Origin of the sequence: Paraniabella ginsengisoli, assembly GCF_022513635.1 — a bacterium.
Classification (GTDB): Bacteria; Bacteroidota; Bacteroidia; order Chitinophagales; family Chitinophagaceae; genus Niabella; species Niabella ginsengisoli.
This window is the reverse complement of the sequence record NZ_JAKWBL010000001.1, coordinates 1,338,741-1,351,904: the sequence shown is the minus strand read 5'-3', so window position 1 is coordinate 1,351,904 and position 13,164 is coordinate 1,338,741. Positions and strand designations below refer to the sequence as shown.

The following is a 13,164-nucleotide window of genomic DNA, read 5'->3' as shown; positions in this document are numbered from 1 at the left end:
TTTTAAAATGTGCTTAAAGTTCATATGACAGTTTGTTTGTTAAGAAATATAAAAGTGTTAGAATATTATTTTTTTGAGCTACCTGTCTTTCTTTCCATCCCTCTCTTTCCTTTTTCAGATCGTATCCACGTGCAGCTAGATAGTTGTTGATCCGTCCTTTGTATTTGCCAAACCAGGCATGTTTGGCATCGCTCGATCCTGCAACCATTGCATGTTCGCGGGCTTCAACCAGCGCCTCGTGTATATAAGTTTTCTCTTCTTCTTTAAGTGAAGGTATCATGTCAAGATGTGCCTTATAAGTAATGGGCAAAACATTATAGGTTAAACCATTTTTCACCTGTTCAATTTGGTTAGCTGTTAATTGCTTTGATAAAGATTTTACAAAACGTTTATTAAGTGCTGCTCTTTCTTCTTCTGTGGTGCTGTTAATCTTTTCAATTTTAGCATCAGTTGCTGCCTTTTCTAATCCTTTAGCCTTTACACCACTGATAGCAGTTGCCTTTTTATCGTCAATTTTTTTAATCGCCACATACTCCTGAGCAATTTTTTCCCTGACGCTGTAAAACTTTGCCGAATCTTTTATTTGAAGAGGTGCCGTGATCTTATACGCTCTTTCTTTTACAACTTGTAAATATTCAGCATCTGCATTGGTTTGAGCATTTGTATTTGTAGTAAATACAATTAATAATATAGGGAAATAGATTTTCTTAGAAAATACACGCATATCGCAATCGTTTAATTAAAGTATAAAATTAGAATGCTAAAACCTGCTTAACAATGCAATGTTTAACTACCAGAATGTAATATTTTACTTTTTGACGCAAACGATTGCGTAAAACTTGCATCAGCGTAAAAAGCGATAACAAATACCCCGAATGAAATAGGGTAACGCAAAAGAAAATATTCGTGCATTAGTATTTTTAAATAAATGAAAGTTGTTTAGCGCTTGCTGTTTAATTGACGCCGCATAGATTGGCCGCTACTACAATGAAGTTTGCCACAAATGCACGAATGGATTTGTAAAAATCAGATAAAATAAATATGCTGTTTTGTACTACTGTTATTACAAAATGATTGCCGCAAGTATTTTGTAGGCATTCAATAAAAAATGCATAAAGATTTATAATTCGACTGTAACAGATATGCGTGTCAAAGTATTATTCGTGCGTTTGTGGCAGTTATAGCAAGGCTATTTAATATCTACAGTAATACTTGCCGACTTGAGACCAGCGGCACAAAATGTATATTAGCTTTACCGGGCTTCAGTCCTTTGATCATTGTTAGTAATAAACCCTTGTAAGCATGATGTTGACTGTCTTTCATGGAATTTAAATCTGCAGGATAGCCGTTATCCATACCCTCTACTATAGCAGGTCCGTCAATATTTACTGTAATCAGATTACCAGCATCAGGAACTAAGTTTCCGTCTCCGTCAACAATCCTGATCGTTATAAAAGCGAGTTCCTTATTCTTACTGTCGATCGTTTTATTTTCAACTGATACTTCTATTCTATTAGCTTCGCTTGCAGTATTGATTATTTTTTGTAAAACCTGTCTGCCGCTTTTATATGATATTGCCTTTACTTGTCCTGGCTGGTATGGTACGCGCCACATTACATGAAACGCAGTGTCAGACTTTCTTTTACGTCCTAATGACTTATCATTTAAAAACAACTCTACTTCATCTGCGTTATTATAATAAGCTTTTAAATCAATCGTATCGCCTGCTTTCCAATTCCAATGCGGATAAAGATGCAACACAGGCTTATTTGTCCATTCGCTTTGATACATATAATAAACATCTTTGGGAAAACCCGCCAAATCTATAATACCATAGTAAGAACTTCTTGCAGGAAATGGATAAGGAACAGGTTCGCCTAAAAAATCAAATCCGCTCCACACAAAAAGACCTGACACATAAGGATACTTTTTTACTTCGCGCCAATTGGCTTCATGCGTGACGCCCCAGTAAGCAGCTACATTATCATAAGCGGATACAGTATAATCGGGGTTTCCATTTTCCACATATTTAAATTTAGAAGATGACGGCCACAAGCGCAAAGAATCAGACGGCATATCATAATGTCCACGACTTGCAAGCCCCGACACATTTTCGGAAGCAATCAATTTAGTGCCGGCAGGGTAGTTCTTTTTGAAATCCTTATAAGAAGCAATCTTATAATTGAAGCCTATAACATCTAATGCACCGGATTGATAAATATAATTTTTTTCAGGTTCGCTTTCGCTTAAAGCACAAGTAACGGGGCGTGTAGTATCCAGATCTTTAACAATGTCAACCAATTCTCTTGTTAAAGAGATTCCTGTAGAATCAAACTGCTCGCGTATTTCATTACCGATACTCCACATGATGATTGATGGATGGTTTCTGTCGCGCAGCACCATATGTCCCAGATCTCTTTTATGCCATTCCGGAAAATCGCTATAATAGTCAAATTTATTTTTCTTTTTTGCCCACATGTCAAAGCTTTCATCCATTACCAAAAAACCCATTTCATCACACAGATCCAATAACTGTGGCGCAGGTGGATTGTGCGCCATACGGATAGCGTTCACTCCCATTTCCTGCAATATTCTTAATTGTCTTTTCGCTGCTGAAATATTAAAGGCTGCTCCCAAAGCGCCCAGATCATGGTGTTGACAAACACCTAATATTTTCAAAGATTTCCCATTAAGCGAAAATCCGTTGTCCGCATCAAAGTTGAAATAACGTACACCAAATTTCACAGTGTATTCATCAACTAATTTTTTATCCTGAAAAACTTTTGTAACTAAACGATACTGATGTGGATTTTCAACCGACCATAATTTTGGTTTGGCTATCTGAAAGGTCTGGTAATATTTATTTAGCTTAAAAATCGAACTTGCATTTTGCTTTACAAGATTTCCTTCTGAATCATAGACAAAAGATTTCACTTGTAGTGCGCCTTGTCCAGTTTTTTTAATGTCATAAGCGGCTACAACAGTTGCTTCTTCATCGCTAACTTTTGGAGTTGTAACAAAAGCGCCCCAATGGTTAATTGCTGTTTGATTAGTGGTAACCAGTCGCACATCCCTGTAAATGCCCGAACCCGTGTACCACCTGGAATTAGGCTGCTGGGAATTATCAACCCGTACAGCGATCGTATTTTTTGATTACCCGGTTTAAGCCAGGTGGTTAATTCATAACGAAAAGAGGTATAGCCATACGGCCATTTTCCCAAATAATGCCCGTTAATCCATACTTCGCTATTTCTGTGTACACCATCAAATTCAACATAAACTTTTTTGTTGGAACTATTAGTCGTAAATGTTTTTCTATACCAGCCAATGCCTCCGGGCAAAGCACCTCCTGCATTTCTGGCAGGATGTATAGAATCGAATTTACCTTCTATGCTCCAATCATGCGGCAGGTCAAGCGTTCGCCAGGAAGCATCATTGAAAGAAATGTTTTTATAGGAAACATGATCACCTAATAAAAATTTCCAGTCACTATTAAAATCGATTATGGATCGTGACGATTGGGCTATTAAACTTGTTGAAATATTTAGCCCGAGCGAAATAAAGAATACAATTTTTCGGATCATCATATATAGGATTCTTAATTAATATCATTATTAAAATCTAATGCCAACGTAAAACAAGGAGACTTCTCCTTACAATCCAAATTGTATGCTGTTAATATGTTGCACATCAATTCACGCTTTGTCGTCGTTCCGACCGACGTTTTGCCATAAGCAAAACGAGTGGAGGAATCTTTTAAACACCATGAAGATTGCTCAACTCCACTTCGTTTCGTTCGCAATGACGATACTATTACTCAATTAAAAATGTGTATTGCTTTTACCTTTATCAACCGAAGTTGCCACCGCAATACCACGATTATCTTTTTCATCTACCGCACAATAAAAATGATACACAACACCATCATGTTTTAAAACAAAAGATTTATGCGCATATTTTTTATCAATGCTGATTGATGAATTAATTAAATCCTCACCGTCCCAATCCGTCCAGTTGATCAAATCGTAAGAGCATGCAAAGCGATTGAAAGTCTCTGTCTCTCTTCCTTTCCAGAAGGCACCGAAATAAAACATCACCCAAACATCACCTATCTTCTGTATCATAGGATCACCTGTGATTCCACGCGAATGATGCACTATTGGTTCACTATGAAAACGTTTCCATTTTTTCATATCGTTAGAAACAGCCATCCCAATTCGCTCGTACCAACGTGTAGGCTTGTTATCAGGCAAGGAGTCTCCTACAGCATTATAATACATGATAAATTTATGGCCAGTTTGTCCCACTTTGTCTTCAATTACATAGCTTTTAAAAAGTTTATTACGATTTTCCCACCAGCGTACATCTTTATCGGATGAAGAAAGAACAGGCTGCAGCAACCTTTTCCATTCAAAAGCAGTAGTCGGTTTTTTCTTTGTATATGCAATACCAATAGAAAGCGGCTCAGGTTCGTAGCCCGAAGATGAGCCTCCGAAATATGACATCCAATATTTGCCTTTATATTTTTTCAATTCATAATTGCCACCCCACTTTGTATTGACTAACGCATTGTATCCTGCTTTTTGGTTGGCATCCCACCCGCTTGATGTAAATGACATTTGCCTACCAAGGTTTTTCCAGTTAAGTAAATCGTTACTGCTTGCCAGCCAGGTTTCATAACCCTTTCCATCAAAAGCAATATAACTCATGTACCATATATTGCCGAACTTATAAATAGTAGGGCAATCTATTTTTTTCCAGTGTCTGGTGGCAATAATACAAGTCCGTATTTATAAGGCGTTTTTACTTCTTCGTATACTTTCTGCATTTCTGCGAGGGGAACAGCTTTAGAAATTTGCGCTACACTTGTAGTATATAAAGAAGATAATAGAAAAAAATAATGAATTGCTTCATTCGTATATCGTTTAACTAATTTTAATGTGAGCGCTGCTAAGATAAAGCAGTAATAAAAATTAGTTATACTTTATTTTTCAAGTTGAACAGTTTTCTCTACTTTTTAGTTCTCAAATAGGAAGCGCTTAACGCTGCAAACCCCGCCACAAGCCCACCAACAAAAGCTGAAATAAAAGCCAGCAATATGGAACTTTGACCAATGCCAAACATGCCGCCAATACGATTGGCTAAAATACTGTCGTTGGCTGCATTAATGAAAAGCGCCAATAATAGCCATAAAATAAAAACACCCAGAAAACCTGACAAGAAAGAACTGAAAGGTTGTTGGTTTATAAATAAGGCTACAACAAAAGCTACAATGGCCAGGCTCCACCACGGAGCATACAGACCAATTATAAAAGATAAAATTCCGATTGTGATTATAGATATAAAAAACTTCATTTTAGCTTATTTAATGTAGGATGGATATTTAATAAGGTCAAAAAACTAAGGGCGTCATGTCGAGTAAAATGAGACACTTCCATGCACTTTATGAGATTTCTCACTACGCTTCGCTACATTCGAAATGACTGTCGTCGTTCTTTTAAACGTTTTGTTATAACGTTAAGAGCCAAAGTTGATATTATTTATCCTTTTAAAAAATTCATGGTCCATTTTACACGTTTGTCATTCCCTTCATTTGCTTTCATCATCCAAAGCTGATAATATTTTCCAGCCACCCAGGTATCAACAGCATTATCATAAAAACGACTGCCCGGATTACCACTTTGTCCGCCCGGGTAAACAGCGTAAGCTTCTGTAACTGCCGTTAATTGAACCACCATGCGCCAGCTTGGCCCATGACTTTTTTAATTGCATTGATAACACTTCCAGCCCCACCAACCGGCAAATGCTCGCGCGCAAAGGATGGCAAATTGCTTTTTAGTAAATGATAAATGGCCGGCTCCTTAAATTTTGCCCACTCCAACTTTCCATCTTTTTCAGATATGGCCAGCATGGCTGCTGCGCTATTTAATGCCTTTGTAACCTGAAAAGTAAGTGTTTCTAATTGTGGTGTGTTTTTATCATCAACAAAATTCAAGAGCGTTGAATCGATTTTGAGTAATTCCATCAGGGTTTGTTCTCCGGGAATTGGAACTTGTGTGCCTGCGGCTTTCAACTCATCAACCCAAATATTACGCTGTAAACTATCTAGCCAAAATTGATAAACAGTTTGTCCAACCGATGTTGGCCCGGCGTCGAAATTCCATTGTTTAATAATTCCTAAATACTTTTTAGCCTCAGTAGTTAACGCTGCTTCATCAGTATGCTCTAAAAAAACCGGCAACATATCGTTAGCGAGAATATTGTAATAATTGTTCTGCAATTGCATCATGTTTTGAACGCTAATGCTATTCATCCTGCTTAAAAAATGCTCTATTGCAATGCCGCGCGGAGTTATATAAGTTCCGGGAATAAAATAGGGATAGGTGCCGTCAACAGGCCGTTGATTAGCACTTTCCAAGAAGCCTCTTTCGGGATTTAAAGCATGAGGGTTTTCATTTTGTGGAATATATCCCTGCCACAAATAACTGCTGTCCTGGCCGGGCATAACATATTGGCCCTGCCCTTGCCAGCGGTCGGGAAACTTCCCTTGCTGCCAGATAGCAATATCACCAGTTTTAGAAGCGAATACAAAATTCTGACCGGGACACTCAAAACTTTTAATAGCATCTACATATTCATTATAGTTCGCAGCTCTGTTTAACTTATAAAAAGTACTTCCATCATCACTTGTGTGATGAGCAGTCCATTTCACAGCTAATGCTGCTTGATGCGCCACTGTATCTGCATAAGCTGCATCATATATAACCGGTCCGAAAATGGTATAAGAGACAGTATCAAATACAGAAGCCTGCCCTTTTATTTTTATTTCCTCCACCCTTTGCTGCGCAGGTTTCCATGCGCTATCAAACCAATATTCTTTTTTTAAATGATCTTTAAATTTAATAGCATAATAATCTTTTACATCCCGTTGCGAATTAGTTACACCCCATGCGATGTTATCATTGAACCCAATGATAACGAACGGGCTTCCAGGTAAGGTTGCGCCATAAGCGTTTGAAGTTGGCGTACTCAATTGCATTTCGTACCAAATAGAAGGCAATGAAAGTTCCAAATGCGGATCATTGCAAAGAATGGGCGCACCACTTGCTGTTTTGTTTCCGGCAACTACCCAGTTATTACTTCCATTGTCTTTGTCTTCAGGATATTTTTCATTAGCGACAACAGCTCGCGGATTGGAAAAGTAAACCGAATCTACATTTGCTGGCAATGTATGCTTACGCATCGGTTCTGTAAATAAAGTGCCTTTTGGTATAATGGGAACCAGCGAATCGTTTACCTGCGGATATAACAACGCTAATTGAGTTGGAGATAAAATAGTACGAAGCGTTGTGTTTTCTAAATCATTTTCTGTACCGGACGAAAGCATTTTGGCCATCATTTTGAGCAATAACATGGTTCTTAAATTAGACCATTGCTCAGGTTTAAAATTCAGGATTTTATATTCCAGCGGTAATGTACTTTGTGTAAGTGTATTAATATAAGCATTGATCCCTTTTGTATAAGAAGTGTATCTGGCCAATGCTTCCTTGTCTTTTTCTATTTCTTTAAGTGTATTTTCTGCGGCGAACTTCATGCCCAGCCTGCGTTGTTCTTTATCATAATTAATAGCAGCAGGGCCGGCAATTTCACTGGCACGCCCTTCTGCCGCTTTTGTTTGAAGGTCCATTTGAAAAAGACGAAAGCGCGCATGCAAATATCCCTGAATAAAATAAAGATCCTCATCATTTTCGGCAAACACATGTGGTACCAACCTTTCGTCAAAATAAACACGTGCATTTCCTTTTAGATCTGATTGTAGCAGATCCATATTATAATCAAATGCTGTGTCTTCGGCGTTTTGCCAAAAGCCTGTTTGCGGACTTAAAAAATTCCCCAACGGCATAGGCACTTTATTACCAATAGGCCTACTCAAAATAAAAAGTAGTAAAACAGTCACCAATGCGGAAAAACAGAAAGGCAGCAGTCTCATAGATGTAATTTATGGAAAGGTAAATTATTTTTTGTTTGGCAGCATTTGCTGCAAGTCAATTATTCGTCGTTTATGTAAGATGCCATAAGCACCACAAATAACGCTGTGCGACGCAATTTCGATGCTACATATTCTACAGCCGGGTTAATAAAAAGGTTCGTAAACTGAAACTAATCCAGTCCTATTTCAAAATGTCGTTCGGGAATTATTATATCGAAAAAATCTTTCTTCAATAACCTGTTTTTAAAATCCAGCTGTACATTTGGTTCTCCGTGTACTAAAAAAGTTTTCGAACCGCTCTCGGATTTTGACATGCCAGCCATTGGCTCATATCTTCATAATCGCCATGCGCACTCATGCTCCTGATTTGTCCGATCTCTGCATTCACCTGGTGTTCTGTTCCAAAAATCCCTACTTCTTTCGTGCCTGACAAAAGCCGTGCACCTAAAGAACTAGGCTCACAATAGCCCGTCATTACGATAGCATTGCGCGAGTTTTCTATGTTATTGCTGATATGATGTTTTACACGGCCGGCATCCGCCATGCCGCTGGCAGATATAATAACCATTGGACCGTTGCGGAAATTCAGAGCTTTGGAATCTTGCACATCCTTTATATAAGTGAGGCCGGGAAACATAAACGGATCATCATCACTCTTCATCACATTTTGTATACGCTTATTAAAATATTGAGGAAAACGCTTTACCATATTGGTAGCTTCTATGCTCAACGGGCTATCAACAAAAATCAATTTTAGGCAGTGCATTTTCTAACTCCAGCTGGTTCAGAAAATATAAGATCTCTTGCGTGCGGCCCACACTAAAAGCAGGTAATATCAATTTACCTTTTCGTTCTACACAAACCCTTTGGATCCAGTCTCTCAAATGTTCCTGAGTTCCTGTGATATTATCATGCAGACTATTACCATAAGTGGATTCCATTACTATATAATCGGCCTGCGGGAAAACTTCCGGTGAGCGCAAAATAATATCGCGGTAGCGGCCTAAGTCTCCGCTAAAAGTTAGCTGCCTTTCCTGGCCATCTTCTTTTATCTTAAGATGTACGCAAGCACTGCCAATTATATGTCCGGCATCGGTGAACATACATTGCACGCCATCAATTACATCGAACCAGTTTCCATATTCTTTAGGGGCAAATAGCGGCATACTTTTTTTGCATCACCAATCGTGTATAGAGGTTTAAGTAATTCAGGCAAGGCATTGGGTCGCCTCTTTTCCATAAAACGAGCGTCGCTTTCCTGTATTTCTGCGCTGTCTTCTAATAATATTGCCGCCAATTCTTTAGTTGCCGGTGTGCAATAAATATTACCATTAAATCCTTCAGCAACAAGTTTGGGAATTAATCCGGAATGATCGATATGTGCATGCGACAATACCATTGCGTCTACCTCGCTACTGTCAAATCCAAAATCCCGGTTTAGCAAATCGGTTTCATCACCCATTCCCTGAAACATACCACAATCAAGCAATACCTTTTTCCCGTTCTTCAAAGTAATTATATGCTTTGAACCCGTAACCGTTTGCGCTGCGCCATGGAAAGCTATTTTCATGTTTTTTTATTTATGCGAATTTTGACGAATTATTTCGAATTGTCTGAACCTGAATTTTTTGATAATGAAGTTGTTTAAACTTTCAATTTGTTTCGCGAAAAGTATTCCCCGCTGATTTTTAGCAGATTTAAAACATCGCAGATACTCGCAGATGCTTTTTCTGCGCCAATCTGCGTAAAAAATCAGTGAGTATCTGCGGGGAGAAATCCCTTAGGCTCAAAAAGTTTAAACAACTTCAATAAGATTAACGGGATTATGTCCTATTCTCCTCCAAATCCTCAAAAATCAAAAAAATCCAGGTTCAGACATTATCACATTGGCTCATTGGCTAATTAGCTCATTAACCATCAGCCATTGTTTTAAATCGGCCATCCAGTCACCTGCTTCTTTTTTATTATGCATACCGAAGCCGTGTCCACCTTTCTCGAAAAATCTGGTAGCTGCCGGTATTTTATATTTTTTCAAAGCATTATAATAAACAATGCTATTCATTACAGGCACACCTCCATCATCTTTTGCATGAACTAAAAATGCAGGCGGTGTTTTTTTGTTTACCAGCAATTCGTTAGAAAACTTTTTTATTTTGTCACTGGAAGGGTTTTTCCCAATAAGATTATCTCTGCTACCCGTATGTCCAATGCTATCCGTAAAACTGATTACCGGATAAACAAGAACTGAAAAGCTGGGCCTGAAAGATGTTTTTTAGGATTTTCAATCAGCGGTATGCCATATTTTGTAGACAATGATGCCGCCAAATGACCACCGGCTGAAAAGCCCATCACTCCTACTTTTTTAGGGTCAATGTTCCACTGTTTAGCATTTTCCCGAATCAACTGTATGGCTCTTTGTGCATCTTGCAAAGGCCCTATCGATTTATCCATCATCGATCTATCATCAGGCAAGCGATACTTAAGCACAAAAGCAGTTATTCCCCAATCATTTAAAACCTTTGCTACATCATGGCCCTCGTGGCTTATAGCCAATATACGATAACCACCGCCAGGACAAATAAATATAGCTGTTCCATTAGGATTAGCAGGCTTATAAACAAACATTTCAGGATCAGTCACCTCACTTATCCTGGTAATCCCATCAGCACCTGTTTCACTTTTTTCTTTATACTCAACGGGTTTACTATTAGGTACTACATCATATAACTTTATTACTTCCTGAGCATTCAATATATTTCCAATTAAAAGTATGAAAAGAAGAATTATATTTTTTTCATGTGGTCTATTTCATTTAAGCAAATGATTTGAACAACGTTATTAATCTATAAAGATTGAATTGCTTAAAGATATAGAAAAGCTCTTATGATAGTGACTATCGGCAATTTAAATTTCTATTGTAACTATTATTGGCTTTTAACAAGGTGGAATCTTAAACGTAATTTTTGGGCCTTTTAGTTTTCAAACTGAATTTTAACATCATTCCAAAAAAGATCCAGCTTGATAATACGTTCTTTCAAAAAGGAAATGATCATGGGCCAGCTTTCTTTCTTATAAATATTTACTTCTTCTAATTGTGTAAAAATTCTTGACGCCGGGCTACCATCTTCATCATAAAATTGAAGTTGCCAGGTCCATTGCTCTTCTATAATTTGATTGAAATAATTTTTTAAGACTTCAAATTTTTCAAAAATCTTGTTACGATCTTCTGATGAAGGATGTTTTAATTCAATGGCAATTGTGGCATCACGCTTTGTAGCATCCATTCTAAAATAAATATGCCTGATGCCGGTTTTATAGTTAACCCAATTAATGTCGGCTCCTTCGGCATTTTTGATGGGCTTCATGTAAAGACCGAAGGTTGTCCAAAATTCTTTTTTGATATTTGATGCTTCGGATCTGCTGTACATGGGGGAGGGAAAGATGTTAGATAACAGATGATAGACATAGTCGATGGTCGATGGTCTATCGTCCATGGACTATCGACTGTTCTTCCTTACTTTTTTCCGATAATTTTTAAACAGACTTTGCCAACGCAAATTTAATACGCCAAGAATTCCTTCTTTCACAATTCCTTTATTCATCTTTGACTGGCCTTTGGTTCTGTCCTGAAAAATAATCGGCACTTCTTTTACTTTGAAGCCTAGCTTCCAGGCTGCAAATTTCATTTCAATCTGAAACGCATAACCTACGAAAGTAATACTATCAAAATCGATGCTTTCCAGCACTTTTGCAGTATAACACATAAATCCTGCAGTAGGATCTTTTATGGGCATCCAGGTAATAATGCGTGTATATAGTGATCCGCCTTTTGAAAGAGCAATGCGGTTTGCCGGCCAGTTTATAACGCCGCCGCCCTTAACATAGCGGCTACCAATTGCCACATCAGCGCCTTTATTTTTACAAGCGTCGTACAATCTGATCAAATCTTTAGGATTATGGGAAAAGTCCGCATCCATTTCAAAAATATACTCATATCCCCTTGCCAATGCCCATCTAAAGCCGTGTATATAAGCAGTACCAAGGCCTAGCTTTCCTTTTCGCTCTTCTAAAAAAGTTTATTGTTGTAAACTCCCTGTAAATCGCGAACAATATCTGCAGTTCCATCCGAGAACCATCATCTACAATAAGTATATTAAAATCCCCTTCAAGCTCAAAAACAGCTTTTAGAATATTTTCAATATTCTCCTTTTCATTATATGTAGGTATAATAACTAGTTTATCCAAGCCCCAAACCCCAAAGGGGATTTCTTTTTGTGATCGAATATATTTAAAGCAACACTGCTAAGTCATTAAAGTTTTAAACCTTTCAACTTTGTACGGGTAAATATTTCAGTAAGTTTTTGTTTGGTTTGCTGGGGAAAATCACCACGCATCATCCAATCGTAATACTGAGGTTCTTTTGCAAGAATATCTGAAACAGATTGACCCTTATACTTTCCAAAATTGAACACTTCTACACCGTCAGCCATAATAAACCTGCGGGCAAAATCAACGACCACTTCTTCGCCCAGAAATTTATTTATAGAATCAATGGTATTACCTAATTCGGGATAACGCTTTATCTGCGCCACCAACACTTCATGAGTAGCAGATGCATCTGCTTCAGCAGAGTGCGCCGACTCCAATACTTTGCCACAATAAAATTTATACGCCGCAGACAAAGTCCTTTGTTCCATTTTATGAAAAATATTCTGCACGTCAAGCATTCTACGGCCTTTCATATCAAGTTCAACACCGGCACGTAAAAATTCTTCTATCAGCAAAGGAATATCAAATCGATTAGAATTATAACCAGCGAGATCGCAATCATCCAATACTTGTTTCAGCTCCTGTGCTGCCTGTGCAAAAGTCGGTGCATCCTTTACTATTTCATCCGTAATACCATGTATGTCGCTCGATGACTTTGGAATAGGCATTTCGGGATTAATAATTTTTCGCTTTACATTTTTAGTTCCGTCGGTCAGCAATTTCACAATAGCTATTTCCACTATCCTGTCTTTGCCCAAGTTTACACCTGTCGTTTCCAGATCAATAAATGCAATGGGCTTTGTAATTTGTAACATTCTATATTTTTTGGGCGCTAAAGATAATGAATAAGCGATACTTAGCACAATGACAGGAATGTTAATTCAGGCATTTCGCTTTTAACATTT

Annotated in this window: 14 protein-coding genes and 1 pseudogene; all 15 read right to left on the bottom strand. The window is 37.9% G+C overall.

All coding sequences use genetic code 11. From position 1 onward, the window contains the following. Positions 1-13 precede the first annotated feature (13 nt). A complete protein-coding gene (locus MKP09_RS07615; RefSeq protein ID WP_240827144.1) occupies positions 14-724 on the bottom strand; it encodes a DUF3826 domain-containing protein in 711 nt (236 codons plus the stop codon). 476 nt (positions 725-1,200) lie between these two features. Next, complete coding sequence (locus MKP09_RS07610) at positions 1,201-3,069, bottom strand: glycoside hydrolase family 2 TIM barrel-domain containing protein (protein WP_240827143.1); 1,869 nt, start codon at positions 3,067-3,069, stop codon at positions 1,201-1,203. Continuing rightward, the gene (locus MKP09_RS07605; protein WP_240827142.1) at positions 2,976-3,587 is read right to left on the bottom strand and encodes a beta galactosidase jelly roll domain-containing protein; all 612 of its coding nucleotides are present in this window, start codon (positions 3,585-3,587) and stop codon (positions 2,976-2,978) included. Before MKP09_RS07605 ends, MKP09_RS07610 begins: the two co-directional genes overlap by 94 nt. A gap of 234 nt (positions 3,588-3,821) precedes the next feature. Beyond that, positions 3,822-4,709 (bottom strand): glycoside hydrolase family protein, encoded by an 888-nt coding sequence (locus tag MKP09_RS07600; protein ID WP_240827141.1) that lies wholly within the window; start codon positions 4,707-4,709, stop codon positions 3,822-3,824. Positions 4,710-5,010: 301 nt separating this feature from the next. Next, positions 5,011-5,355 carry a hypothetical protein gene (locus tag MKP09_RS07595; protein WP_240827140.1) on the bottom strand — a complete coding sequence of 115 codons (345 nt, stop codon included), beginning with the start codon at positions 5,353-5,355 and terminating at the stop codon, positions 5,011-5,013. 185 nt (positions 5,356-5,540) lie between these two features. Beyond that, positions 5,541-7,828 (bottom strand): annotated as a pseudogene (locus MKP09_RS07590) (penicillin acylase family protein). Between the two features lie 439 nt (positions 7,829-8,267). Beyond that, on the bottom strand, positions 8,268-8,741 hold the full coding sequence (locus tag MKP09_RS07585) for an MBL fold metallo-hydrolase RNA specificity domain-containing protein (RefSeq protein WP_240827139.1): 474 nt from the start codon (positions 8,739-8,741) through the stop codon (positions 8,268-8,270). Then, entirely contained in the window at positions 8,728-9,156 is a 429-nt protein-coding gene (locus tag MKP09_RS07580; RefSeq protein WP_240827138.1) for a hypothetical protein, read from the bottom strand. The genes MKP09_RS07585 and MKP09_RS07580 overlap by 14 nt, the downstream gene beginning before the upstream one ends. After that, positions 9,111-9,560: an MBL fold metallo-hydrolase gene (locus MKP09_RS07575; protein WP_240827137.1), complete on the bottom strand. Its 450-nt coding sequence runs from the start codon at positions 9,558-9,560 to the stop codon at positions 9,111-9,113. The genes MKP09_RS07580 and MKP09_RS07575 overlap by 46 nt, the downstream gene beginning before the upstream one ends. A gap of 321 nt (positions 9,561-9,881) precedes the next feature. Next, a complete protein-coding gene (locus tag MKP09_RS07570; RefSeq protein WP_240827136.1) occupies positions 9,882-10,121 on the bottom strand; it encodes an alpha/beta hydrolase in 240 nt (79 codons plus the stop codon). A gap of 95 nt (positions 10,122-10,216) precedes the next feature. Next, on the bottom strand, positions 10,217-10,741 hold the full coding sequence (locus MKP09_RS07565) for an alpha/beta hydrolase (RefSeq protein ID WP_240827135.1): 525 nt from the start codon (positions 10,739-10,741) through the stop codon (positions 10,217-10,219). Positions 10,742-10,962: 221 nt separating this feature from the next. Then, on the bottom strand, positions 10,963-11,418 hold the full coding sequence (locus MKP09_RS07560) for a DUF4268 domain-containing protein (protein ID WP_240827134.1): 456 nt from the start codon (positions 11,416-11,418) through the stop codon (positions 10,963-10,965). Positions 11,419-11,487: 69 nt separating this feature from the next. Next, entirely contained in the window at positions 11,488-11,997 is a 510-nt protein-coding gene (locus MKP09_RS07555) for a glycosyltransferase (RefSeq protein ID WP_262915154.1), read from the bottom strand. 7 nt (positions 11,998-12,004) lie between these two features. Then, entirely contained in the window at positions 12,005-12,235 is a 231-nt protein-coding gene (locus MKP09_RS27965) for a glycosyltransferase (protein ID WP_394801009.1), read from the bottom strand. Between the two features lie 65 nt (positions 12,236-12,300). Beyond that, the gene (locus MKP09_RS07550; protein WP_240827133.1) at positions 12,301-13,074 is read right to left on the bottom strand and encodes a 3'-5' exonuclease; all 774 of its coding nucleotides are present in this window, start codon (positions 13,072-13,074) and stop codon (positions 12,301-12,303) included. Positions 13,075-13,164 lie beyond the last annotated feature (90 nt).